Annotated in this window: 26 protein-coding genes; 17 read left to right on the forward strand and 9 right to left on the reverse strand. The window is 57.4% G+C overall.

Going from position 1 to position 22,609, the window contains the following annotated elements; genetic code table 11:
- A partial coding sequence (locus tag ACR0BD_RS11845; protein ID WP_480830662.1) for a hypothetical protein occupies positions 1–503 on the forward strand: 503 nt, incomplete at its 5' end.
- A 72-nt stretch (positions 504–575) separates the two neighbouring features.
- Here ACR0BD_RS11845 and tyrS read toward each other — a convergent pair.
- Complete coding sequence (gene tyrS, locus ACR0BD_RS11850; RefSeq protein WP_480830664.1) at positions 576–1,820, reverse strand: tyrosine--tRNA ligase; 1,245 nt, start codon at positions 1,818–1,820, stop codon at positions 576–578.
- A 183-nt stretch (positions 1,821–2,003) separates the two neighbouring features.
- Between tyrS and ACR0BD_RS11855 the strand changes: the two genes are divergently transcribed.
- Genes ACR0BD_RS11855 through ACR0BD_RS11865 form a run of 3 tightly spaced genes read left to right on the forward strand, consistent with a single transcriptional unit; the run spans position 2,004 to position 4,552 of the window.
- Positions 2,004–3,116, forward strand: coding sequence for an anhydro-N-acetylmuramic acid kinase (locus ACR0BD_RS11855; RefSeq protein WP_480830666.1), 1,113 nt, complete (start codon positions 2,004–2,006; stop codon positions 3,114–3,116).
- Positions 3,117–3,156: 40 nt separating this feature from the next.
- On the forward strand, positions 3,157–3,924 hold the full coding sequence (locus ACR0BD_RS11860; protein WP_480830669.1) for a hypothetical protein: 768 nt from the start codon (positions 3,157–3,159) through the stop codon (positions 3,922–3,924).
- On the forward strand, positions 3,917–4,552 hold the full coding sequence (locus ACR0BD_RS11865; RefSeq protein WP_480830671.1) for a hypothetical protein: 636 nt from the start codon (positions 3,917–3,919) through the stop codon (positions 4,550–4,552). Before ACR0BD_RS11860 ends, ACR0BD_RS11865 begins: the two co-directional genes overlap by 8 nt.
- A 4-nt stretch (positions 4,553–4,556) precedes the next feature.
- Here the strand turns inward: ACR0BD_RS11865 and ACR0BD_RS11870 are convergent, their stop codons facing one another.
- Both ACR0BD_RS11870 and ACR0BD_RS11875 read right to left on the reverse strand, forming a co-directional pair.
- A complete protein-coding gene (locus tag ACR0BD_RS11870; RefSeq protein WP_480830674.1) occupies positions 4,557–5,450 on the reverse strand; it encodes a fatty acid desaturase in 894 nt (297 codons plus the stop codon).
- Positions 5,451–5,870, reverse strand: a complete 420-nt coding sequence (locus ACR0BD_RS11875; RefSeq protein ID WP_480693864.1) for a cupin domain-containing protein — start codon at positions 5,868–5,870, stop codon at positions 5,451–5,453.
- Between the two features lie 86 nt (positions 5,871–5,956).
- Here ACR0BD_RS11875 and ACR0BD_RS11880 point away from each other — a divergent pair, with 86 nt between their 5' ends.
- A complete protein-coding gene (locus ACR0BD_RS11880; protein ID WP_480830676.1) occupies positions 5,957–7,375 on the forward strand; it encodes a protein adenylyltransferase SelO in 1,419 nt (472 codons plus the stop codon).
- A 12-nt stretch (positions 7,376–7,387) separates the two neighbouring features.
- Here ACR0BD_RS11880 and ACR0BD_RS11885 read toward each other — a convergent pair whose 3' ends face one another.
- Positions 7,388–8,275 carry a DMT family transporter gene (locus tag ACR0BD_RS11885; RefSeq protein WP_480830678.1) on the reverse strand — a complete coding sequence of 296 codons (888 nt, stop codon included), beginning with the start codon at positions 8,273–8,275 and terminating at the stop codon, positions 7,388–7,390.
- Between the two features lie 215 nt (positions 8,276–8,490).
- On the opposite strand from ACR0BD_RS11885, the gene ACR0BD_RS11890 reads away from it, so the two are divergent.
- The 5 genes from ACR0BD_RS11890 (at position 8,491) to ACR0BD_RS11910 (ending at position 12,599) form a co-directional block, all read left to right on the forward strand.
- Positions 8,491–9,189, forward strand: a complete 699-nt coding sequence (locus ACR0BD_RS11890; RefSeq protein WP_480830680.1) for an endonuclease/exonuclease/phosphatase family protein — start codon at positions 8,491–8,493, stop codon at positions 9,187–9,189.
- A gap of 73 nt (positions 9,190–9,262) precedes the next feature.
- On the forward strand, positions 9,263–9,676 hold the full coding sequence (locus ACR0BD_RS11895) for a Fur family transcriptional regulator (RefSeq protein ID WP_480830682.1): 414 nt from the start codon (positions 9,263–9,265) through the stop codon (positions 9,674–9,676).
- A 142-nt stretch (positions 9,677–9,818) separates the two neighbouring features.
- The gene (locus tag ACR0BD_RS11900; protein WP_480830684.1) at positions 9,819–10,700 is read left to right on the forward strand and encodes a DMT family transporter; all 882 of its coding nucleotides are present in this window, start codon (positions 9,819–9,821) and stop codon (positions 10,698–10,700) included.
- 124 nt (positions 10,701–10,824) lie between these two features.
- Complete coding sequence (gene eno, locus ACR0BD_RS11905) at positions 10,825–12,102, forward strand: phosphopyruvate hydratase (protein WP_480830686.1); 1,278 nt, start codon at positions 10,825–10,827, stop codon at positions 12,100–12,102.
- Positions 12,103–12,431: 329 nt separating this feature from the next.
- Positions 12,432–12,599, forward strand: coding sequence for a hypothetical protein (locus tag ACR0BD_RS11910; RefSeq protein WP_480693852.1), 168 nt, complete (start codon positions 12,432–12,434; stop codon positions 12,597–12,599).
- Between the two features lie 36 nt (positions 12,600–12,635).
- Here the strand turns inward: ACR0BD_RS11910 and ACR0BD_RS11915 are convergent, their stop codons facing one another.
- From ACR0BD_RS11915 to mazG, 3 genes are all read right to left on the reverse strand, one after another.
- Complete coding sequence (locus ACR0BD_RS11915) at positions 12,636–13,085, reverse strand: GNAT family N-acetyltransferase (RefSeq protein ID WP_480830688.1); 450 nt, start codon at positions 13,083–13,085, stop codon at positions 12,636–12,638.
- On the reverse strand, positions 13,082–14,023 hold the full coding sequence (locus tag ACR0BD_RS11920) for a nucleoside hydrolase (RefSeq protein ID WP_480830690.1): 942 nt from the start codon (positions 14,021–14,023) through the stop codon (positions 13,082–13,084). Before ACR0BD_RS11920 ends, ACR0BD_RS11915 begins: the two co-directional genes overlap by 4 nt.
- Before the next feature lie 63 nt (positions 14,024–14,086).
- A complete protein-coding gene (gene mazG, locus ACR0BD_RS11925) occupies positions 14,087–14,944 on the reverse strand; it encodes a nucleoside triphosphate pyrophosphohydrolase (protein ID WP_480830692.1) in 858 nt (285 codons plus the stop codon).
- Positions 14,945–15,010: 66 nt separating this feature from the next.
- Here mazG and ACR0BD_RS11930 point away from each other — a divergent pair, with 66 nt between their 5' ends.
- From ACR0BD_RS11930 to ACR0BD_RS11945, 4 genes are all read left to right on the forward strand, one after another.
- Complete coding sequence (locus ACR0BD_RS11930; protein WP_480830695.1) at positions 15,011–16,174, forward strand: M20 aminoacylase family protein; 1,164 nt, start codon at positions 15,011–15,013, stop codon at positions 16,172–16,174.
- A 12-nt stretch (positions 16,175–16,186) separates the two neighbouring features.
- Entirely contained in the window at positions 16,187–17,152 is a 966-nt protein-coding gene (gene speB, locus ACR0BD_RS11935; protein ID WP_480693844.1) for an agmatinase, read from the forward strand.
- Positions 17,153–17,215: 63 nt separating this feature from the next.
- Positions 17,216–18,163: an agmatinase gene (gene speB, locus ACR0BD_RS11940; protein WP_480830698.1), complete on the forward strand. Its 948-nt coding sequence runs from the start codon at positions 17,216–17,218 to the stop codon at positions 18,161–18,163.
- A gap of 66 nt (positions 18,164–18,229) precedes the next feature.
- Positions 18,230–18,631 carry a DUF1499 domain-containing protein gene (locus tag ACR0BD_RS11945; RefSeq protein WP_480830699.1) on the forward strand — a complete coding sequence of 134 codons (402 nt, stop codon included), beginning with the start codon at positions 18,230–18,232 and terminating at the stop codon, positions 18,629–18,631.
- Here the strand turns inward: ACR0BD_RS11945 and ACR0BD_RS11950 are convergent.
- A complete protein-coding gene (locus ACR0BD_RS11950) occupies positions 18,578–18,865 on the reverse strand; it encodes a hypothetical protein (RefSeq protein ID WP_480693838.1) in 288 nt (95 codons plus the stop codon). The two genes, ACR0BD_RS11945 and ACR0BD_RS11950, sit on opposite strands and share 54 nt — an antisense overlap.
- Positions 18,866–18,928: 63 nt before the next feature.
- On the opposite strand from ACR0BD_RS11950, the gene prfA reads away from it, so the two are divergent.
- The 3 genes from prfA to ACR0BD_RS11965 all read left to right on the forward strand — a co-directional run bounded on the left by prfA (position 18,929) and on the right by ACR0BD_RS11965 (position 21,637).
- Positions 18,929–19,984, forward strand: coding sequence for a peptide chain release factor 1 (gene prfA / locus ACR0BD_RS11955; RefSeq protein WP_480830702.1), 1,056 nt, complete (start codon positions 18,929–18,931; stop codon positions 19,982–19,984).
- Entirely contained in the window at positions 19,981–20,826 is an 846-nt protein-coding gene (gene prmC, locus ACR0BD_RS11960) for a peptide chain release factor N(5)-glutamine methyltransferase (RefSeq protein ID WP_480830703.1), read from the forward strand. The genes prfA and prmC overlap by 4 nt, the downstream gene beginning before the upstream one ends.
- 238 nt (positions 20,827–21,064) lie before the next feature.
- The gene (locus tag ACR0BD_RS11965) at positions 21,065–21,637 is read left to right on the forward strand and encodes a DUF4167 domain-containing protein (RefSeq protein ID WP_480830706.1); all 573 of its coding nucleotides are present in this window, start codon (positions 21,065–21,067) and stop codon (positions 21,635–21,637) included.
- Between the two features lie 57 nt (positions 21,638–21,694).
- Here ACR0BD_RS11965 and rsmA read toward each other — a convergent pair whose 3' ends face one another.
- Positions 21,695–22,537, reverse strand: coding sequence for a 16S rRNA (adenine(1518)-N(6)/adenine(1519)-N(6))-dimethyltransferase RsmA (gene rsmA, locus ACR0BD_RS11970; RefSeq protein WP_480830708.1), 843 nt, complete (start codon positions 22,535–22,537; stop codon positions 21,695–21,697).
- Positions 22,538–22,609 lie beyond the last annotated feature (72 nt).

Genomic DNA, 22,609 nt, shown 5'->3' on the forward strand with positions numbered 1-22,609 from the left:
GCGGCAACGGTGGGAACGACGGTGGCGGCAACGGTGGGACCAACGGCGGGGGCAACGGTGGCAAAAACGGTGGCCCCGGAAACGGCAACGGGAACAATGGCAACCCCGGAAATGGCGGTGGCAACACCGGTGGTTCGGGTCCCGGAACCGGTAACGGTGGTGGAAACAACGGCCAAGGCGGCGGCGCTGGCAATGGCGGCGGCGGTTCCGGCAACGGCGGAAACAACGGCGGCGGCAACGGTGGGAACAACGGCGGCGGCAACGGCGGAAACAACGGCGGCGGCAACGGTGGAAACAACGGTGGCGGCAATGGCGGAAACAACGGTGGCCCCGGAAACGGCAACGGGAACAATGGCAACCCCGGAAATGGCGGTGGCAACACCGGTGGTTCGGGTCCTGGAACCGGCAACGGTGGCGGTAACAACGGCCAAGGCGGCGGTGCCGGCAATGGCGGTGGCGGAGCTGGCAATGGTGGCAGCAACGGCAACGGTCGCAGAGGCTAAGTTATCTCACCCCTGAAACGACAGCGGCCACCCATTTGGGTGGCCGTTTTTTTTGTTTGCGAAAGACCGGTGTTAACCCAGTTGTACCAGCGCGTGGCGCTTTTTCCCAGCACTCAGTTTTATTGGAGACGACAGCGCTCCGGCATCAATCATCATCCCTGCATCTGTCAAAGGGGCGTCGTCCAGTTTGGCCCCATTCTCGGCGATCAGGCGCTTGGCCTCTTTGCCTGACTTGGCCAGCCCGGATTTCACGATCAACTGAACGATCGAGGTAGGCAGATCATCCGCACCCAAAGTCAGCGTTGGAAGGTCATCGCCAACACCGCCTTTCTCGAACACTTCACGGGCGGTGGCTTCGGCGGTCGATGCGGCCTCGGCGCCGTGCAAAAGGGTAGTGACCTCATTTGCCAGGCGGATTTTGGCCTCGTTGATCTCCGACCCCTCCAGCGCGGCCAGACGGTCGCATTCATCCACCGGCAGTTCGGTAAAGATTTTCAGGAACCGCCCGACATCGGCGTCTGTCGTGTTGCGCCAGAACTGCCAGAATTCATAAGAGCTCAGCATATCGCCATTCAGCCAGACGGCCCCGCCTTGCGACTTACCCATCTTGCGGCCATCGCTGGTGGTCAGCAACGGAGTGGTCAGGCCATAGATTTCCTGATCCAGCACCCGGCGGGTCAGGTCAATCCCGTTGACGATATTGCCCCACTGGTCGCTGCCACCCATTTGCAGAACACAGCCATAGCGGCGGTTCAGCTCAAGGAAGTCATAGGCTTGCAGGATCATGTAGTTGAATTCGAGAAAGCTCAGCGATTGTTCGCGGTCCAGCCGCGATTTAACGGACTCGAAAGACAACATCCGGTTGACCGAGAAATGCCGCCCGATGTCGCGCAGGAAATCGAGGTAGTTCAGGCTGTCCAGCCACTCCGCATTGTTCAACATCAGCGCGCCGGTGTCGCTGTCGTCATAGGACAGGTACTTGGCGAAGACCTTTTGCATCCCGGCGATATTGGCGTCGATCTGTTCGGGGCCTAGCAGGGGGCGTTCATCTGAGCGGAACGAGGGGTCGCCCACCTTGGTGGTGCCGCCGCCCATCAGGGTGATCGGCTTGTGGCCGGTCTTTTGCAGCCAGCGCAGCACCATGATATTCATCAGGTGGCCCACATGCAGTGACTGCGCAGTGGCGTCATAGCCGATATAAGCCGTTTGCACCCCGCTGATCAGCGCCTCGTCAAGGCCCTGATAATCGGTGCAGTCGGCGAGAAAGCCGCGCTCGATCATCGTGGCGATGAAATCCGATTTGGGGTGGTAGGTCATATCCGTGCCCTTTGGGTTTATGTTGCGGGGCAGTGTATAGGCGGTGGGGGTGGCAAGGAAAAGGCACCTTTTGCACGAAATGCATGGGATGCGGTCGATCTGGCTTGCCTTGGGTTCGCGTTACCGTGCAGGTTGTGGCCAACACGCCAACGGAACGAGCGTGACGCATACACGAGGATAAGCATGGGCCGGGCGATCAGCAAAACAGGTACCGTTAGGGCATTGGGCGCAATGTCGGGAACGTCTCTGGATGGCGTAGACACTGCTGTGATTGAAACAGACGGCCTGCGCATTCACGGCTTTGGCCCCAGTGGGTATCGCGCGTATTCCCAGGGCGAACGCTCTGTTTTAAGGGCGGCTTTGGGCCAGTGGCACGGGCCCGATGTGGATGCTGCTGCGGAACTGGTGACAATTGCGCATGCCGAGGCACTGTCTGAATTTGACGAGATTGATTTGATCGGATTCCACGGTCAAACGCTGGCGCATGAGCCACGGGGACGAGGGACGCTGCAGGTCGGCGACGGCGACGGTTTGACCCAAGCTTTGGGTGTGCCGGTCGTGTGGGATTTTCGCAGCGACGACGTGGCTATGGGCGGCGAGGGTGCGCCGCTTGCGCCGTTTTTTCACTTTGCCTGCGCGAAATGGATCGGGGCGAGGGAGCCGCTTTGTTTTCTGAACCTAGGCGGGGTTGGCAACCTAACCTACGTGGACCCCAGTTTCGACACGCCCGAAGCGCCCGGCGCTTTGCTGGCCTTTGATACAGGTCCCGCCAATGCCCCTGTAGACGATCTGATGCAAACCCGCCTTGGCGTTCCGATGGATAAAGACGGTGCGCTCGCCCGTGAAGGAACCGTTGAGATGGGCGCGCTTGAGCTGTTCCTGGCCGAGCCGTTCTTTAGCAAGATGCCGCCGAAATCCTTGGACCGGAACGACTTTGCCGAGATGATCAGGCTGGTACAGGAACTGTCGGACGCCGACGCCGTGGCGACCCTGACCGGCATGTGCGCGGCAGGCGTCATGCAAGGGATGGAGCATTGCCCCAAACCCCCCGCGCGCGTGCTGGTTACGGGTGGCGGCCGTCGCAATCCGGTGTTGATGGAGATGTTGCGCGCAGGGCTGGACTGCCCGGTCGAACCGGTCGAGGCGGTGGGGCTGGACGGTGACATGCTGGAGGCTCAGGCCTTTGCCTATCTCGCCGTCCGTGTGGCCCGAGGGCTGCCGACTTCGTGCCCGGGGACAACCGGGGTCAAAGCACTTGTTGGTGGCGGTGTGGTGAGTAGTGTCGCCGCAGGCTGAATTGGTTGTATTTTGAAGTACAACCTATAAGTTAATTTATATGTTTTCGTTTTTGAGTTTTCGGTTTTTGAATGTGCCTGCATTGGCGTGTTTGTATGTTTTGGCGAATGCGAACTTGGCCGAAAGCGCGGATTTAGAGATCAGTCTAGGAAGCCCTTGGAGTGAGGCTGAGGCTACCCCGTTGCAGTACGAGACGGATTCCCAATGCGAGCAGCCCGAAGCCCTTGTTTCGATGCACTTTGAAAAGTGGCTAAGGGCAACCGGCTCCAACTTCTATCCATTTTTTCTGGAAAATAGCCTGCCCCAGAACTCGATTACCATAAGGAGATCGGGTGAAGTTGTTGAAGACGATGCTGGTCCAAGGCCGCGAAAAAGTGTGTCGAGTGCACGGTTTGCTGTCGCGGGTAACGCTAAACGTGGGTTTGGGAAAGCTAACGACCTGACCCTGAGCGGGAAACTCTATTTTTGTGAATACAGCGGTTCTCTGACTTTTGCGAACGCCGAATTTGACATGACGGGGGAAATTGGGAACTTCGTGGTTCAATCGCAATGGTCACTGGCTCCGACGACCGATCAGCTAAGAATTTTATACACGCATTCAAGGCTCTTATCCGAAGAAGGTGAAATCAAAGCTCCAGGTGCGCGTAGTTTCGGAGCACCCAGAAACCCTTATCTCGGACGCGCACAAGTGGAGTTTTTTGCAACGGATGTCGATTTCGACCAAAAGGATGGTGAAGGCACGATGCCTGTTGATGTTCGAGCGTCTTTCTACGTCGGTATAGAATACGCGAGAGAAATAAATGAATAGGTTTTGGGGCCTACTAATCGGCGCGGTATTCTTGGTTATTAGTCAAGGTGCCCATGCGCGCGAGTGGGAAGTTGTCTCTCCAAGAACACCTGACACCAACGTGTCCATGCAGGTGGCAGAGCATTCTTGCCCTGAACATTTTGACCCGGTTTCCTTGTCTGCGGAACTGAGTGGTTTTCAAAAAAAACCGATTGAGAATAAGAGGCCGGGCAACTTTTTCCCCGCAGAGTCTAGTCGGGCAAGGTCGGCAGGTGCACCAAATCTAGATACACGTGCACAGGTGACGGCCTGTATGTATCGGTCATATTTTCTTCCAATCCAGGCAAGTGTCACTTTCCTTGGTGACTGGGGAGAAGGACACACTGAGGCTCTTCAAGTAGAGTTTAGCTTTGAAGATCGAGATGACGAATTTTGGGTGGAGTATAGTAATTTTTTGCTGAACGGGCAGGACGCGTTGGACGGCCTGACTACGACGGAAAAAGAGGCGCTAGAAACCAATCTGGTAGGCTATCTTAGTTTCCGCTTCTGGTTCAGCACTGTGCGCTTGGCCGGTAAAAATCACGACGGCGATTTGGTTCATCTGAAATCCGCAAATTTCAGCTTCTTCGTACCCAACTTCACTGAATAGTCTGTTAACGCCCAACCGACCGCCCATAGTCCACCGCAAATGCGCCGTACCCGTCCGACGTCGATTTCAAATGCGCTTGGGTCCACCTATGTAAGGTCGGCAACTGATGGAACGGTACGTTCGGAAATGCATGGTGTTCCGCATGATAGGGCATGTTCCACCCAACAAAGCGGATCAGGCGGTTGGTGAAAGTGGTCCTTGAATTCTCAAGCATATTGGCGACCGGGGGGCACAGCCCGTGTTCAGCCAACAGGTAGAGCCGCAGAAACGGCTGGCCGAAAAGAACCGGCAGCAGCCAGAGCCAGAATACCAAAGGTGACACCAGTAGACTAACGGCCGCTATCGCGTAGACGCCCAGGAGCATCCGAGCCTCAACCCTCATAGCCTTGTGTTGGCGCAGCGGCAGGTAGGGCGCGTCGATCCGGCCAAAGGCGTTTTGCATAAGGACACGCGCCATCCCGTGCCAATAACGCCACCCACTGAGGTAGATCATAAGACTGGGCCAATTATCCGGGCGGGGTTTGCCGCCCAACTCGGGATCATTTTCAGGGTGATTGGTCCATTTGTGATGGGCCATATGAAAATAGCGGAACCACGTAAAGGGCAGAGCAATGGGAATTGAGACAAGATGCCCGACGACCTCGTTCAGCCAACCAGAGCGAAACGGTGTCTTGTGCGTGCATTCGTGGCTAAGGGTAAACAGGAACACCAGCAGCACGCCTTGCGGTAACACAAGAACCGGCCAAAAGGGCGTTTGGTAAACGATACCGGCGCTGGTTGCGGTCAAAGCCAGCAGGTAAACGCCCAGATGTTTCAGCCCTGCCATGTTGGACCGGCTTTGCAGGTGGTCTTTTTCTTCTGCGGTCAGAGAAGCGATGAGAGCACGGTGATCCATCATTCACCCGCGTGGGATGTCAAACCCGGCGGGGGCCAGTTCGAACCCATCGAACTCGAACCCCGGTGAAACCGTGCAACTGACCAATGTGAATGCTCCGGTCGTGCGCGCGGCCTGCCAGTGACCCTTTGGAACAATGATTTGCGGCGCACCGTGCGCAAGGTCGGGTGTCAGCAAATGATCGACCGCTGGCCCCTGTTCGGTGGCGCTGAGGGATAAGGTCAGCGGCGCGCCGGCGTGGTAGAGCCAGATTTCCGCCGCATCCACGCGGTGCCAATGGCTGCTTTCCCCCTCGGCCAACAAGAAATAGATGCATGTTCCCGTGGCCCGTCCCGGGTTGTCGGCGCGCCATGTCTCGCGGAACCAGCCACCCTCGGGGTGACGTTGCAGGTTAAGGTGGTCGATAATCTCTTGTGCGGTCATCGGGGCCTCATACGATTTGCGCCGATTATGCACGAGAGCACGCGATCCGCTATGGTATTCGCGCGGATCAGGAATATGTTTGCGCCATGACCCTTACGATCCCTTTTGACAACAGCTATGCGCGGCTTGCCAACAGCTTTTACGCACGTCAGGCTCCGGTGCCTGTACGCGCACCGCACCTGATCGCATTCAACGAGGCGTTGGCAAAAATTCTTGGCATCACACCGGGTGATGCGCAGGAAATGGCGCAGGTTTTTGCTGGCAACACTTTGCCCGAAGGGGCCGAGCCGATAGCGCAATTGTATTCCGGTCATCAATTTGGCAGCTACAACCCCCAGCTCGGCGATGGACGTGCTGTGTTGTTGGGGGAAACCGTTGGTCAGGATGGGATCCGCCGGGACATTCAACTCAAAGGGTCGGGCCCGACACCATTTAGCCGCCAAGGCGATGGTCGCGCTTGGCTGGGCCCGGTATTGCGCGAATACGTGGTGTCCGAGGCCATGCATGCGCTGGGCGTCCCTACGACGCGAGCGCTGGCCGCGGTTGAAACCGGCGAAATCGTTCTGCGCGAAGGACCGATGCCCGGCGCAGTACTGACCCGTGTTGCGCGCAGCCACCTTAGGGTGGGCACATTTCAGGTCTTTGCGGCACGTGGCCAACTGGACAGTCTGCGCAGCCTGACAGAATACGCGATCCAGCGACACTATCCTCAGGCCCAAGGCCCCATGGGACTGTTGCGTGCAGTGGTTGAGGCCCAATCACAGTTGATTGCCGCGTGGATGAGCGTCGGGTTCATTCACGGTGTCATGAACACCGACAATTGCTCGATCGCAGGAGAGACCATCGACTACGGTCCGTGCGCCTTTATGGACAGCTATCACCCGAACACTGTCTACAGTTCGATCGACCGTATGGGGCGCTATGCCTATTCCAACCAGCCCGATATTGCCGTTTGGAATGCAGCTCAACTGGCGACATCTTTGATCCAGCAGATGGATGACAAAGATGCGGCCGTAGAGGAAGCGACCGAGATTGTGCATGCCATGCCGGACATGCTTCAGGAACACTGGCTGACACGGTTCCGGGCCAAGTTGGGGCTATTGAGCACAGACGCAGGTGACCAGCAGATGATATCGGATTTGTTGGCCCGTATGGCGCAAAATCAGGCCGATTTCACCAATACGTTCCGCGCCTTGAGCGACGGCAAAGCGCGGGATCAGTTCACCGACCCGCAAGCATTTGATCAGTGGTCGGAAGGTTGGCAACAGCGAATACAACGTGAAGCGTTGCCAACAGATACAATGCGCGCGGCCAATCCGGCGTATATCCCGCGCAACCACCGGGTCGAGCAGATGATCACGGCCGCAGTAAATGGGGATTACGAGCCGTTCCACCGGTTTAATACCGTGTTGTCGAACCCGTATTCAGACCAACCCGATGCAGCGGACCTTAAGAACCCGCCAACAGAACAAGAGGTCGTTCACGCGACATTTTGCGGAACGTAGCGACGTCCCATATTACTTTCGTAGAATTTCTAACACGGCCGCGCTGACGATCAAAATGGCCCCCAAAAGTTCACGAAGTCCAAAGGGCTCTCCGGCGAATGCGGCGGCTGAAGCAAGGCCAACGACGACCTCGCTCATCAACAACAGACCCACACGCCCGGGTGATAGCTTGGTGGCGGGCCAGATGGTCATGAAAACCATTGGCAAGGTGTAGAATGAGGACAGCAGCACAAGCTGCAGAACCCAGAGATAGTCGCCTTTTTCAACGGACGGTAAGACCGGCCCATCCAGAAACAACAGGCTGATCAGCGACAGGATTAACGCGCCGAGTACAAAAGCAAAGATTTGCCCCGAGACCGACACGCTGGCAGTTCGGTATAAACCCAGCGTTCCCAAAGCCCAGCAAAAGCCCGACGCAAGCGCCATCCAATCGCCCAAGTTGCTTGGCCAGGGAATAAAACCTGAATCCCCCAGAACGACCAGTAAGCCGCCAACGCCGCAAATCAGCCCAGCGAAGCGTTGCCAGCTCAGGCGCTCGCCCAGAAAGAACAGGCCCAGCAATGTTCCCCAGATTGGTGTCAGGTAGAACAACAGGATCGAGCGGACGACCTCGGTATAAACAAGGCTGATGGAATAAAGACTGAACGCTGCTCCGGTGAACATGCCGCTTAGCACGAGGTCTCGCCATTGAAGCGCCAGTTGGCGACGCTCAGACCAAACAAGCGGGACCAGAACCAAAAGTGCGGCGCTGTACATTGCGAGACCCGGCCATGGTCCGGTTAACCCCAGATCATAGAAAAACCGCACCGGAATCCAGTAAATACCCCACAGCATACCGCCCATGACAAGGACGATGCTGGCCTTGGTCGAGTTGCTTGCTTGGGCCTCGTTTGAAACCATGTTGGCGCTCGTCTTTTCGAAAGATAGGGCCTTGGGTAACGCTTGTGTGATACCGGGCTTCAGCTGAAATCGCACAAAATGCGGCAAGCGTCCATCGGTCGGGTTTTGCACAAGAACCGTTCAAATAATGAATACGGCACAGAAACAGGGGGCACAGGGCCTTGCGTCCGTGGATCTACGTGGCACTTTGAGGGCAGCCACACGATAGGACCCATATGCCGCCAACACTGCGTATTGCCAGTTACAACATTCAGAAATGCGTTGGTTTGGATTTTCGCCGTCAACCACAGCGGACGATGCAGGTTATCGACAGTATGAAAGCGGACATTGTTGTCTTGCAGGAGGCGGACAAACGCCTGCCTCCACGCCCTGCGGCGCTTCCGCATTTCATGCTGGACGAGGCGGGGTGGCAGATCGTCGATCTTGGGGGTGCGGGCAGCCTAGGGTGGCACGGAAATGCAGTGATATGGCGCGGCGACAAAATCTCGGTTCGGCAAACCGGTCATCACGATCTGCCGGGACTTGAGCCACGGGGCGCTGTGCGTGTGGAATTCGACACTCCGATTGGCCCTCTGCGTGTCATGGGAATGCACTTGGGTTTGTTACCTGCGTCGCGCCGGCAGCAGATCACGCATATCAGGCGCTTTGACGAGGATCTGGACAAGATGCCCACCGTTTGGGCAGGGGATTTCAACGAATGGTCACGCCAACCGATTCTGGATCATCTCGCGCCAGCCATGCGGTTTCTGCCACCAGTGCCCAGTTTTCCCGCCCCGCAGCCCCTTGGCGCATTGGACCGGATAGCGCTGGGCGCAGGTCTTGAGGCTGTGTTGCACGGGGTTCACGACGCACGTCCTGCGCATATCGCATCGGACCATTTGCCGGTTTGGGCTGATCTGCGACGGGCTGCGTGAGAGGTAAATCTGCTGTGGCGCCGACCGCGCAGACGTACTAAGACAGAGAACCGAAGAAACCCCGAGGGTCACTATGTCCGATACGATCATCGCCCGCTGCGAAGCCAAGGGCCTGCGCATGACAGGCCAGCGCCGTACTATTGCGCAAGTGCTGCAGCAAAGCGAGGATCATCCGGATGTCGAGGAGCTGTACGCGCGTGCTTCCGAAGTCGATTCTGGGATTTCCATTGCAACTGTCTATCGAACGGTAAAGCTGTTCGAAGAGGCCGGTATTCTAGAGCGGTTGGAATTCGGCGACGGGCGGGCACGCTACGAAGATGCCGAACGGGACCATCACGACCATCTGATCGACATGCAATCGGGGCAGGTCATTGAATTCGTCGACCCCGAGATCGAGGCTTTGCAGGAAAAAATCGCGGCCAAGCTTGGGTACAAGCTAAAAGGGCATCGCTTGGAATTGTACGGCGTTCCGCTGGAACAGGACTGATCCATCACAAAACCGAAACAGTCATCGCACGGGAATTCATAATTGCCCAAGCGGATAGTGCTTGCTTGGGTGCCAGGGTTGAGATTTCAGTGACATAGCGCGCCTCTTAGACTGGCCTGCGCCTTGTTTGACGGAAAAGATCATGAACAACGTGAACGGCATATTGCTGGTTGTCGGCGCGATGGCAGCCTTTGCGCTTGAGGACATGTTTATCAAAATCCTGTCGGTATCCGTGCCGACCGGTCAGATCATGATTATTCTGGGCTTGATCTGTGGTCTGATCTTTGCCGGGATGGCGATCGTCACCCGCAAGCGCATTATATACGCCGCTGCGTGGCAGCCTTTGCCGGTTATGCGTGCCGTTAGTGAGGGGATCGGCGCAATCGCGTTCATAACCGCTCTGGCGTTGGTTGATCTGTCCACGGTTGCGGCAGTTTTTCAAGCCTTGCCATTGGCGGTGACGATGGGGGCCGCACTTTTTCTGGGTGAACAAGTCGGTTGGCGGCGGTGGAGCGCGGTGTTCGTCGGCTTCATTGGCGTTTTGCTGATCATCCGGCCGGGCCTGTCCGGTTTCCAGCCTGAGACGCTGCTGGTTGTCATCAGTGTGGTTGCGATCGCCGCGCGCGATCTGATCACTCGGAAGCTGCACGCAGACATCGCATCAGCCGTGGTGGCTATGCAGGCCTACCTTGCCGCTATCCTCGGAGGGGCGATACTGATGATCGCGCAGGGGCAGCCTTTGGTTCACCTCGGGTCAGAGCAGTACTGGCCCCTCGTCGGTGCCGTCACGGTCAGCGTGCTGGGATACTATGGCATCGTGACGGCTATGCGGGTCGGCGATGCCTCGGCCCTGACCCCATTTCGATACACACGGCTCGTGTTTTCAATCGCGGCGGGAATGATAATGTTTGGCGAACGCCCGGACACCCTGACCATTGCCGGAGCATTGCTGATCTTATCGTCCGGCCTTTATACATTCCTACGCGAACGCCGTCTGGCACGCGACATTTCGGCGATGGCCTGACGCATCGACGCAGGTTTGCGCAAACAGGCCTTTTCCACGTCATTCTCCGCGGGACAGTTGGTTTACTTTTGGCCGCTTGCTGGTATGAGGCTTGCAACCAGAGACAGCCATAGGAACGGGCCTCATGAGCACGATCATCGACATACACGCGCGGGAGATACTTGATAGTCGGGGCAATCCGACGGTTGAGGTTGACGTTGTACTGGAGGACGGCACGATGGGCCGTGCTGCGGTGCCTTCTGGTGCGTCAACGGGCGCGTATGAGGCGGTTGAAAAGCGCGACGGCGACACCGCGCGCTACATGGGTAAGGGCGTGCTCGAGGCCGTTGCCGCCGTGAACGGTGAGATCGCCGAGGAGCTGGTGGGCTTTGACGCGACCGAGCAGGTGGCTATCGACCAGGCGATGATCGAACTGGACGGGACCGAGAACAAGGGCCGTCTGGGCGCAAACGCCATTCTGGGTGTCTCTCTGGCCACCGCCAAGGCGGCGGCGGATTTCACCACGCAGCCTCTGTACCGCTATGTGGGTGGCACTTCGGCCCGCGTTCTGCCAGTGCCGATGATGAACATCATCAATGGTGGTGAGCATGCCGACAACCCCATCGACATTCAGGAATTCATGATCATGCCGACCTCGGCCAGAAATATCCGCGAGGCGGTGCGCATGGGGTCCGAGGTGTTCCACACCCTGAAGAAAGAGCTGTCGGCCGCCGGTCTGGCCACCGGTGTCGGTGACGAGGGCGGCTTTGCCCCGAACATCGCCAGCACCCGTGAGGCGCTGGATTTCATCCTCAAGTCCATCGAAAAGGCGGGCTACAAACCGGGCGAGGAAATCCACCTCGCGCTGGATTGCGCCGCAACCGAATATTACAAGGACGGCAAATACGTTCTGGCGGGCGAGGGCACGACCCTGACCTCCGAGGAAAACGCGGCTTATCTGGCGGCGCTGGTGAACGACTATCCGATCATTTCCATCGAAGACGGCATGTCCGAAGACGACTGGGACGGCTGGAAAGCCCTGACCGACGCCATCGGCGACAAGGTGCAGTTGGTGGGCGACGACCTGTTCGTGACCAACCCCGAACGGCTGGCTGAAGGAATCGAACGTGGCTGCGCGAACTCGATGCTGGTCAAGGTGAACCAGATCGGCTCGCTGACTGAAACGCTGCGCGCCGTCGATATGGCCCACCGTGCGCGGTACACCAACGTGATGTCGCACCGCTCGGGCGAGACCGAGGACGCCACGATTGCCGATCTGGCCGTGGCGACGAACTGTGGTCAGATCAAAACCGGCTCATTGGCGCGGTCGGACCGGTTGGCCAAGTACAACCAACTGATCCGCATCGAAGAGACCCTGGGCGAAGTCGCCGAATACGCAGGCGCGTCGATCTTAAAGCGATAACAGTGCCAGCAGATCTAGCCAAAGCCCGGCTTTCTCAAAGAAAGCCGGGTCTTTTTTCGTACTTAGGTTCGATTCCGAAGGGAATCAGCTATGCACGTGATTGGATGTGTACCCCTTTGTGGGGTTTAAAAATTTCTTAAACTCACCTTAAAATTGTGAAAAGGTGACGTTAGGTAAAGATTACTCAATTAATTTAAATTATTTTTTGCTGCGATTGCAAACAGTTGACAGGATTGTGGCAACATAATGGCAATTTTGTGTGAACTTTTCCCTATTTGAGCGCGTGCCAACGCTCGTAGCATGATCACATTATTGACAAGGAGAACGCCATGACTGGTTCGAAATTCCTTATCGTTGCTTCTGTGATCAGCACCGTTTTTCTGGGAGCCTGCTCGGCACCTGGTTTTTATCCGGTAAGTGGTCAGTCGGTTTCAGCGTCGGACCCAGTAAAACACATGGATTCGCCCACCTACATGTACAGCGGCGAGATGCGCTAACGCGTATTCGCTGGGGGGCTGAATACCAGACTGCTATCAGAGCTTTTTGCTCATCAACATATACCGATCGCGCGGCTTGAAGCCGGTGCGCAGATACAGTTTCTGCGCGGTTTCATTGGTTCGGTCGACCTCAAGGTGCAGGGCGGTTAGCCCGGCACCAGCGAGGGCTTTTGGCAACGCCAACATGACTTCGGAGGCGATCCCACGACCTCGGACGGCTGGACGAATGTAAATTTCGTCCACAAAACCGTCCATGCCGCCGAACTCGACAGACCAGCCGAAGGTCATAATGATGTATCCAAGCGGCGCACGACCGGGACCGATCAGGTAGATGCATCCGTGCGGGATGCCTTCAAGCAGAGGCATTAGCGCGTTTCGGGTTTGATCCGTGTCCTGAGCGATGCCTGCCTCGGTGTGGAATGCGGTGACAAGGGTCATCAAGCGCTCCAGATCTTCTGGGCGTGCCAATCGGAGTGCGGCGCTCATAGTCGGGCCAGCCTTTCCGTAAGAAGGGCAAAAAAACCATCGGCATCAAGGTCACCCACGAACAGCGCATTAGGCTTGCGGTCTGTGACACCCCACCAGTCGGCCACCGTCATACCCATCGTCAGTTCGGATTGTGTTTCGATCTCGACATTCACATGCCGGCCGGAAAACAACTCAGGCTGGATGAGGTAAGCGGTCACACAAGGATCGTGCAGGGGGGCGCCTTCGCTGCCGTATTTCGCTTTGTCGAATCGTTCAAAGAAATCGGTCATCTCAGCGACGGCTATTCCGGGTTTGTTGCCGATCGCACGGAATGCATCATTCCGGGGCTTGGTGACCAACGCCTTGTGTGTCACGTCCAATGACATAACAACGATTGGGCGTCCGGATTTAAAAACGATATCAGCAGCTTCGGGGTCGACGTGAATGTTGAACTCTGCCGTCGGAGTAATGTTGCCGACCTCGAAATACGCACCGCCCATCAGAACGATTTCCTGCACGCGTTCGACAACGTCCGGCGCTTTTTCAAACGCGGTTGCGATGTTGGTCAAAGGCCCCAAAGGACAGAGCGTTACGGTACCCGGTTCATGGGCGCGCAGGGTCTCAATGATAAAATCTACTGCGTGGCCGTCCGACAGTTGCATCTTCGGATCCGGCAGGTTCGGTCCATCCAGACCTGTTTTTCCGTGTACGTGCTCCGCGGTCACCAATTGCCGTTTCAGTGGGCGGTCACACCCGGCGTAGACAGATACTTCTGTATGACCCGCCAGCTCGCACACGATCCGGGCGTTCTTGGACGTTAGCGCCAGAGGGACGTTTCCGGCGACAGTGGTTATGCCTAAAACCTCAATCTCTTGCGGGCTGGCGAGGGCCAACAGGATGGCGACGGCATCATCCTGTCCGGGATCGGTGTCGATGATGATCTTGCGAGGGGGCATGGCTGTCTCCGGGCATCGTGAAGGTCGGACACTCGCAAGTGCGCGCGGGGTTGTCTACCCGTATTACGAGTCGCTCACCGCTTTCACCGGCGGGAGTTTGCCATTGGCGCGGTGTTCCTCGGTTTTCACCTCATTCCAAAGGGCGTCCATTTCAGCCAGATCGCTTTGAACGGGCGTTTTGCCCCGGGCGGCAAGGCGCGCCTCGACCTGCTCAAAGCGTCGGGTGAACTTGGCGTTTGTACGACGCAGAGCGGCCTCGGGTTCTATGCCAAGGTGGCGACCCAAGTTGACTATTACGAAAAGCAAATCTCCGAATTCATCCTCGAGCGCATCGGGGTCCATGCTGTCGCGGGCTTCCTCCAATTCGGCGGCTTCTTCGGTGATCTTGGCCAGCACATGGCTTGCGTCGGGCCAGTCGAAGCCGACACGGGCGGCTCGTTTTTGCAATTTGTGGGCGCGTAGAAGGGCAGGCAAGTTGGCTGCGACGCCGTCCAGAGCACCTTTTTGTTCCTTACCTGCGCGTTCTGCTGCTTTGATGGTTTCCCAGTCCCGCGTTTGTTGCGCGGCGGACTTATCGCGGGATTCGTCACCGAATACGTGGGGGTGGCGAGTAACCATTTTGTCCGACATGGTACGCACCACGTCCTGAAAGGTGAAATGACCCGCTTCTTCGGCCATTTGCGCGTGGAAGACGGATTGAAACAGCAGGTCACCCAACTCGCCCTTTAATTCGTCATAGGCTTCACGCTCGATGGCGTCGGCGACCTCATAAGCCTCTTCGATTGTGTAGGGGGCGATAGTGGCGAAATCCTGTTCGATATCCCACGGACAGCCGGATTCGGGGTCCCGCAAACGACGCATGATTTCCAAAAGACGTTCTATACCCGCGTCGCTGTCGTGGATCAGGGGATTTTCAGCCATTGCGAACCCTTTCGTTCCCGTGTCAGATGCATCCATTCCGCAGTCAGGATCAGGAGTCCACCCCAGATGCCCGTCGTCAACCGAATTGCCGATTTCTCAGCCGATATGACCGCGTGGCGCCGGCACCTACATTCCATTCCCGAACTGGAGTTCGAATGCTTTGAGACCGCCGCCTTTGTCGCCGATCGCCTGCGTGAATTCGGGGTGGATGAACTGCATGAGGGGATCGCCAAAACCGGCATCGTTGCGATCATCAACGGGCAGGCGGATGGGCCCACGATTGGCCTGCGCGCCGATATGGACGCGCTGCCGATCCCCGAAGAGACGGGCGTGGACTATGCCTCGACCAATCCGGGCAAGATGCATGCGTGTGGTCATGACGGGCATACGACCATGCTGCTGGGGGCGGCGCGCTATCTGGCCGAGACGCGAAATTTTGCGGGCCGCGTGGCGCTGATCTTTCAGCCCGCCGAGGAAGAGGGCGGCGGCGCGGGCGTGATGGTCGAAGGCGGCATCATGGACCGGTTCGACATCTCGCAGGTCTATGCCCTGCACAACGCGCCTGGCATCCCCGAGGGGGCGTTTTACACCACGCCGGGCGCGATCATGGCGGCGGTGGATACGTTCCACGTCCATATTCAGGGCGTTGGCGGCCACGGGGCCATGCCGCATGAGACCCGCGATCCGGTCATGGCCGCCTGTGGCATCGCGCAGGCGCTGCAAACCATCGTCAGCCGCAATCACCATGCGCTGGACGATCTGGTGGTCTCGGTCACGCAGATCCACACCGGGACGGTCAACAACGTGATCCCCGACACCGCCTATATCAACGGCACTGTGCGCACCTTTGACCCGTCGGTCCAGAAAATGGTGATGGAGCGGATGGAACAGATCGTACAGGGGCAGGCGGCCTCTTACGGGGTTGAGGCGCGGCTGGATTATGAGGTGAATTATCCCGCCACCATCAACGATGCGGCCAAGGCCGGGTTCGCGGCGGATGTGGCCCGCGAAATCTCGGGCGCAGATAACGTGGTCGACAACATGACCCGCAACATGGGGGCCGAGGATTTCTCTTACATGCTGAACGCGCGACCGGGGGCCTATCTGAACCTTGGGCAGGGCGACAGCGCCGGGCTGCACCATCCAAAATACAACTTCAACGACGATGTCGCGCCAGTTGGGGCATCCTTCTTTGCGCGCATCGTCGAAAAGGCGCAGCCATTGGGCTGAACGGGGATAGAAATGGCACTGGAAGACGCAAAAAATCAGGTGGACGAGGCGTTCACCAATGATGAACTCAAGGGCTTGTCCTTCGAAAACACTTTCGGCGGCGCGACCTCGTTCCTGCGGCGGTTGTACACCAAAGAGTTAAAAGGCGCGGATATTGCCGTAACCGGCGTGCCTTTTGATCAGGCGGTGACCAACCGACCCGGAACCCGACTGGGGCCCCGCGCGATCCGGGAAGCCAGTGCGCTGCAGTCGCCGGATGCGCCCTACGGTTGGCCGTTTGACGCCCTGAGCGAATTGGCGATCATCGACTACGGTGACATGGCTTATGACTATGCCAATATTCCGGCGTTTCCTGATACCTTGACTGATCATATTCGCACCATTCTGACCGCAGATGTCGCCTCGGTCGCATTGGGGGGCGACCACTATATCAGTTTCCCGATCCTGAAAGCCTATGCTGAAAAATATGGGCCGATGTCTCTGTTGCAATTTGATGCTCATACGGACACCTGGGCGGATGATGACATGTCTCGGGTCGATCACGGGACAATGTTCTACAAGGCGGTGAAATCGGGGATCGTTGATCCAAAGCGTTCGGTTCAGGTTGGAATTCGCACAACGAACGAGGACACGCTGGGCGTAAACATCATTGACGCCCGCGAGGTTTACGAGGCCGGGCCCGCCGCAGTGGCTCAAAAGATCAAAGGAATTCTGGGTGATAGCCCGGTATATCTGAGCTTTGACATTGATGGTCTGGATCCCGCCTTTGCGCCGGGCACGGGTACGCCCGTTTGGGGCGGGCTGAGCTCGATTCAGGCGCAGATCATCCTGCGTGATATTGCCGGGATCAACATCAAGGGCGGCGACGTCGTCGAAGTTTCACCGCCTTACGACACGTCCGGCGCAACGGCGATCGCAGGGGCTCATGTCGCCACACAAATCATTTGTCTTTTGGGGTGGAACAAGCTGCAGCCTTAACCTTTGGTTAGCCATCTTTCCGGTATCGGTGAGCCAACAACACCGGACAAGGGGCATAGCAAGATGGCAGAGTTCAACCAACCGATCAGCGGCAATGATCTGGCGCGGTTTTCGGGGCCGAATACGTTTATGCGATTACCGCAGGCCGAGTCGCTGGCGGGTTTGGATGTTGCCGTTCTGGGGGTTCCTTTGGATATAGGCACCTCGTGGCGGTCTGGTGCACGGTTCGGGCCCAAGCAAATCCGCAGCGAAAGCGCGATGATCCGACCCTACAACATGGCGACGTTTGCTGCGCCGTTTGACAGCCTTCAGATTGCCGATATCGGTGATCTCGCCATCAATACATTTTCCTTGGCTGATAGCCTCAAGATCACCCGGGAAAGCTATGACGCCATTCTGGCGCAGGATGTCACGCCGGTCGCGATGGGCGGAGATCACGCAATTACCCTGCCAATCCTACGCGCGATTGCTGCCAAACATGGGCCCGTGGCGGTGGTACATGTCGATGCCCATGCCGGTGTGAATAACGAGATGTTTGGTGAAAAAGAGACCCACGGCACAGTTTTCCGCCGCGCATATGAGGAAGGTTTGATTGTCCCTGACAAGACGTTCCAAATAGGTCTTCGCGGTTCGGGCTATTCCGCATCGGATTTGACCGAGGCCAAAGGTTGGGGTTTCAAGCAGTTTCCAGCGTGGGAGTTGTGGCAACAGAATCTGACAGTGATTGGTGCGCAAATCCGCAAAGATATTGGCGAGCACCCCGTTTACATCTCATACGACATCGACAGCTTGGACCCGTCTTTTGCCCCCGGAACGGGCACACCCGAAATTGCCGGGCTGACAACGCCGCAAGCATTGCAACTCATCCAGGCGTTAAGAGGCCTTAGCGTGGTCGGTTGCGACCTGGTCGAAGTTTCCCCGCCTTATGACGCTTCGGGCAACACAGCGCTGACGGCGGCCAACCTTCTTTTCGAATTGCTGTGTATTCTGCCGGGTGTGACGTCGCGGTAGGCCAATTCGTCCCATCTTGCCGGATGATGTAAACGGCATATGGTCTGCTGAAAGAAAGAGGTCGGGATGAAGAGAATGTTGCTTTGGCTGGGGGTCGCGTTGGTTGTATTGGCCTTGGGCTATGTACGGTTCGCGCCCTCTGATCCGGCTGATTGGCATGTTGCACCAATCGGTGATGCGGATGAGAATTTGCGCGGCGGTGTCATTCGGCTTGTTGAAACCGGGCCCGAAGGGTTAGCGAAATTTGACGCGGTTGCCAGAACCGCACCGCGTACTTCGGTTCTGGCGGGTTCGGTTAACGACGGCATGATCACCTATGTCACCCGCACAAAAGGGATCGGCTTTCCCGACTACACCACCGCGCAGCAGGACGGTGATACACTGCGAATATACGGTCGATTGCGCTTTGGCCGTTCAGATTTTGGGGTAAACCGTCACCGAGTTGATGGGTGGCTTGCTGCTCTGTAGCCCTGACGACAAGCATCCCTCTTGCACCTCGCGCCACATCGGCACGTTCAGCGACATCTGGCACTGGGCCATGAACATTCGACCATCGACCTGTAGGCAGATCATCTCGCCCAGTTCCACGCGCGAACCTGACTTGTCGGTGCAATAACAGTCGCGCACTTTCCCGTCCGGCCCGACGTAATCCGCCATGGCAGGTACTGCGACCAGCGATAAAATGAAAACCAACCCCTTCATACGGGATAGCCTAACACAAGCTCGGCCCTTGACCAAAGCCCCGGTTTGATAGACACCGCCGGGATGATCCCCGAAGAACGCCTTGCACAGATAACTCAGCGATTCCAATACCTCGAAGCGGCCATGGCCGATGGTGCGTCGGGCGGGGATATTGCGGCTTTGGCCAAAGAATACTCAGATCTTAAGCCTGTGGTTGATCAGATCATGGGATGGCGACAACTGGTGGCGGACCTTGCCGAGGCGCAAGCCATGCTGTCCGACCCCGACATGAAAGAACTGGCCGAAGAAGAAATTCCCGATCTGCAGGCCCGGATCCCCGATGCAGAACGCGCACTACAACTGGCGCTTTTGCCACGTGATGAGGCGGATGCGCGCCCGGCCATGCTGGAAATTCGCCCCGGTACAGGCGGGGACGAGGCCGCATTATTCGCAGGTGATTTGCTTCGTATGTACCAACGCTATTCTGAGGCGCGCGGTTGGCGATTTGAAATCATCGAAGAACAGGCCTCGGATCTGGGTGGGATCAAAGAAGTCGTTGCTCATATCAAGGGCGATAACGTTTTTGCCCGGATGAAGTACGAATCCGGCGTGCACCGGGTACAGCGCGTGCCCGAAACCGAAAGTGGTGGGCGTATCCACACCTCAGCGGCCACAGTGGCGGTTTTACCCGAGGCGGAAGACGTGGACATCCAGATTGATGCCAATGACCTTCGCATCGACACGATGCGCAGCTCCGGGGCAGGTGGGCAGCACGTCAATACCACCGATTCGGCCGTCAGGATTACGCACTTGCCCACTGGGTTAGTGGTGACCAGTTCCGAAAAATCGCAACATCGCAACCGTGAGATCGCGATGCAGGTGTTAAAGACCCGCCTCTATGATTTGGAACGTCAGCGGATCGACAGCGAGCGTTCGGCCGACAGGGCCAGTCAAGTTGGATCGGGGGACCGGTCCGAACGCATTCGCACCTATAACTTCCCGCAAGGGCGCATGACGGATCACAGGATTAACCTGACACTGTATAAGCTGGATCAGGTCATGCAGGGTGATTTGGATGAAATCATTGACGCCCTGACCGCAGATGATCAGGCTCGTCTTTTGGCGGAGATGGCGCAATGATTTCGGCGTTAACAGCCGCCCAGGCGATGGTCGCGGCAACGGCGCGGCTGCGAGCGGCAGGAGTCGACGACCCGGCGCGCGATGCGCGGGTTCTGCTTGCACATGCCGCACGGATTGAAGCCAGCCGCGTCACGCTCATCGCACCCGAAGAACTTTCGCCCGAAATTGCAGAACGTTATGAGCAATTGATTGCGCTGCGCGCTATCCGCATTCCGGTGTCTCATTTGTTGGGCGAGCGAGAGTTCTACGGTCGTCGCTTCAGGGTCAGCAGTGATGTGCTGGACCCGCGGCCAGAGACAGAGATATTGGTCGAGGCAGCCTTGAGCGAGCCTTTTGATCGTGTGCTTGATCTCGGGGTCGGTTCCGGCTGTATTTTGGTGACCTTGCTGGCCGAACGAACCAGTGCCACGGGTTTAGGCGTGGATCTGAGCGAGGCTGCTTGCCTTCAGGCCAGCGCGAACGCCGTTCAGCACAAGGTTCAAGGTAGAATTGAAATCACACGTTCGGATTGGTTTGAAAACATTGAGGGTCGTTTTGATCTAATTGTTTCTAATCCCCCTTATATTTCGCTGTCTGAGATGAACGCCTTGTCGCCTGAAGTGCGTGAGCATGAGCCGAGAATGGCATTGACCGATGAGGGCGATGGGTTGGGTGCATACCGCCAGATCGCAGCCGGGGCACCAGATTTCCTTTTGCCGGGCGGGCGGTTGCTGGTTGAGATCGGGCCAACTCAGGGCCACAGCGTTGCAGCCTTATTCCAAGCGGCTGGCCTTGCGGAAACACGCATTATTCCCGATCTGGACGGCCGAGATCGCGTTGTGTTCGCAAGAATGCCGGGGTAACCGGCGTTAATGAGGCTGAAAAGCGCCGATTGACGTAAAAAAGCTGCGAAAATTTGGACAAACCCCTTGTCTGATCGCGTAGGACGTGTTTACTCAGGATCAGTCGGAGAGGTTGACGCTGTTGCAGCGGGCCCCTGACGCCAAGCCCAAAAAAGTCGACATCGCGTTCCGGCTAAAGCCATTGAGCAGTGCGAGACGCGACGTAATCGGCAGTGAATGACAAGGCTGACTAAAGTAGATGAGATCTTCCAAATCCCGCTCACGGGCCAAGAATAACCGCAATCGTCCTTCTGGCGGCAACGTTGTAAACCGGGTTTTCGACAGCTCGGGCCCAGAGGGCAAAGTGCGCGGCACGCCCCAGCAGATTATTGACAAATACAATCAGCTTGCACGCGATGCGCAGCTGTCCAATGACCGTGTTGCCGCTGAAAACTTTCAGCAACACGCAGAGCATTATCTGCGCTTGCTGAGCGAAGCGCAGCGCGAAATGGAAGCCCGCCGCGAAGAGCAAGAACGCCAGAACCGTGAGCGTCAGGCAGAACGCGATCGCGAACGCGCAGAACGCCAGGAGCGCGAAGCTGCCCGGCAAGCCGACCCAGCAGAGGCACCGCAGCCTGACGTCATGGATTTCTCTGCCCAAGAAGCCTCACCGGAATCGGGTTTGGTTGAAACGCCTGAGGCGAAAGAGGCGGAAGCACCCGAGAAAAAGGAAAAGCCTGCCCGTAAACCACGCGCACGCAAGCCTAAGCCTGCACCGGCTGCCGAAGAGGCACCTTCTGACAAGGGCGACGCACCGGAAGCGGCTGAATAAACGTATTCTGTATTCCCATCCAAAGCTCCGGCCTGAAAACGCCGGGGCTTTTTTGTTTTAAACGGGCTTGATTTCGCGGGCCAGGGCGCAAAACGCTTCGAGCGGCACCTGTTCGGCCCGTTCTGTCGGCTGGATGCCAGCATTCATAAGGCGGTCTTCGATATCAGGTGCAATACCTTTCAGCGATGCCCTTAGCATTTTTCGACGCTGATTGAAGGCGGCGGCCACGACGCGGGATAAGGTCGCTGCGTCGGCAGGATAACGCGGCTGAGGCAAGGCCGTCAGATGGACCACAGCGCTGGATACTTTTGGTGGTGGTGTGAACGCGCCGGGCGGCAATGACATCGCAATGCGGGCGTCGGCGCGCCATTGGGCAAGAATTGCCAGACGGCCATATGCTTTGCTGCCCGGTTGCGCGACGATCCGTTCAGCGACTTCGCGTTGAAACATCAAAGTCAGGCTCTGCCAGAACGGCGGCCATTCCGCGGGCGTCAGCCAGCGAACAAGTAATTCTGTGCCGACGTTATAAGGCAGGTTGGCAGCCACGCGTATCGGTGGCGTCAGGTGGGCCAATGGGTCGATTTCAAGTGCGTCACCGTTGATGACGTCGAGGCGGCCGGGATACGCAGCAGCAATGTCATGCAAGGCTGCGATGCAGCGCGTGTCTTTTTCAACCGCCACGACTTTACGTGCGCCCTCAGATAAAAGGCCACGCGTCAGGCCGCCAGGCCCGGGCCCGATTTCGAGAACGTCACATTGGCTCAGGTCACCTGCCTGGCGCGCTATTTTGGCGGTTAGGTTGAGGTCCAGAAGAAAGTTCTGCCCCAACGATTTGCGCGCTGAAAGCTGGTGCTCTGCGATGACGGCCCGTAACGGGGGTAGGTTGTCTATGGCGCTCATGATCCGGTTACCGTGGCGCGGATTGGGACAGTTGCGCCAGAATTTTTTTGCCTCCGGCGGGGATATTTTCAG

It is taken from the genome of Ruegeria sp. G5 (assembly GCF_056533365.1).

Bases quoted from the DNA above. Each gene is read 5' to 3' on its own strand.
- ACR0BD_RS11855 (WP_480830666.1), top strand. From the start codon at position 2,004: ATGGGCCGGGCGATCAGCAAAACAGGTACCGTTAGGGCATTGGGCGCA.
- mazG (WP_480830692.1), bottom strand. From the start codon at position 14,944: ATGGCTGAAAATCCCCTGATCCACGACAGCGACGCGGGTATAGAACGT.
- ACR0BD_RS11865 (WP_480830671.1), top strand. From the start codon at position 3,917: ATGAATAGGTTTTGGGGCCTACTAATCGGCGCGGTATTCTTGGTTATT.
- prmC (WP_480830703.1), top strand. From the start codon at position 19,981: ATGATTTCGGCGTTAACAGCCGCCCAGGCGATGGTCGCGGCAACGGCG.
- tyrS (WP_480830664.1), bottom strand. From the start codon at position 1,820: ATGACCTACCACCCCAAATCGGATTTCATCGCCACGATGATCGAGCGC.
- ACR0BD_RS11930 (WP_480830695.1), top strand. From the start codon at position 15,011: ATGCCCGTCGTCAACCGAATTGCCGATTTCTCAGCCGATATGACCGCG.
- speB (WP_480693844.1), top strand. From the start codon at position 16,187: ATGGCACTGGAAGACGCAAAAAATCAGGTGGACGAGGCGTTCACCAAT.
- ACR0BD_RS11885 (WP_480830678.1), bottom strand. From the start codon at position 8,275: ATGGTTTCAAACGAGGCCCAAGCAAGCAACTCGACCAAGGCCAGCATC.
- ACR0BD_RS11920 (WP_480830690.1), bottom strand. From the start codon at position 14,023: ATGCCCCCTCGCAAGATCATCATCGACACCGATCCCGGACAGGATGAT.
- ACR0BD_RS11860 (WP_480830669.1), top strand. From the start codon at position 3,157: ATGTTTTCGTTTTTGAGTTTTCGGTTTTTGAATGTGCCTGCATTGGCG.
- ACR0BD_RS11870 (WP_480830674.1), bottom strand. From the start codon at position 5,450: ATGATGGATCACCGTGCTCTCATCGCTTCTCTGACCGCAGAAGAAAAA.
- ACR0BD_RS11950 (WP_480693838.1), bottom strand. From the start codon at position 18,865: ATGAAGGGGTTGGTTTTCATTTTATCGCTGGTCGCAGTACCTGCCATG.
- prfA (WP_480830702.1), top strand. From the start codon at position 18,929: ATGATCCCCGAAGAACGCCTTGCACAGATAACTCAGCGATTCCAATAC.
- ACR0BD_RS11965 (WP_480830706.1), top strand. From the start codon at position 21,065: ATGAGATCTTCCAAATCCCGCTCACGGGCCAAGAATAACCGCAATCGT.
- ACR0BD_RS11890 (WP_480830680.1), top strand. From the start codon at position 8,491: ATGCCGCCAACACTGCGTATTGCCAGTTACAACATTCAGAAATGCGTT.
- eno (WP_480830686.1), top strand. From the start codon at position 10,825: ATGAGCACGATCATCGACATACACGCGCGGGAGATACTTGATAGTCGG.
- ACR0BD_RS11900 (WP_480830684.1), top strand. From the start codon at position 9,819: ATGAACAACGTGAACGGCATATTGCTGGTTGTCGGCGCGATGGCAGCC.
- ACR0BD_RS11895 (WP_480830682.1), top strand. From the start codon at position 9,263: ATGTCCGATACGATCATCGCCCGCTGCGAAGCCAAGGGCCTGCGCATG.
- rsmA (WP_480830708.1), bottom strand. From the start codon at position 22,537: ATGAGCGCCATAGACAACCTACCCCCGTTACGGGCCGTCATCGCAGAG.
- ACR0BD_RS11945 (WP_480830699.1), top strand. From the start codon at position 18,230: ATGAAGAGAATGTTGCTTTGGCTGGGGGTCGCGTTGGTTGTATTGGCC.
- speB (WP_480830698.1), top strand. From the start codon at position 17,216: ATGGCAGAGTTCAACCAACCGATCAGCGGCAATGATCTGGCGCGGTTT.
- ACR0BD_RS11875 (WP_480693864.1), bottom strand. From the start codon at position 5,870: ATGACCGCACAAGAGATTATCGACCACCTTAACCTGCAACGTCACCCC.
- ACR0BD_RS11910 (WP_480693852.1), top strand. From the start codon at position 12,432: ATGACTGGTTCGAAATTCCTTATCGTTGCTTCTGTGATCAGCACCGTT.
- ACR0BD_RS11915 (WP_480830688.1), bottom strand. From the start codon at position 13,085: ATGAGCGCCGCACTCCGATTGGCACGCCCAGAAGATCTGGAGCGCTTG.
- ACR0BD_RS11880 (WP_480830676.1), top strand. From the start codon at position 5,957: ATGACCCTTACGATCCCTTTTGACAACAGCTATGCGCGGCTTGCCAAC.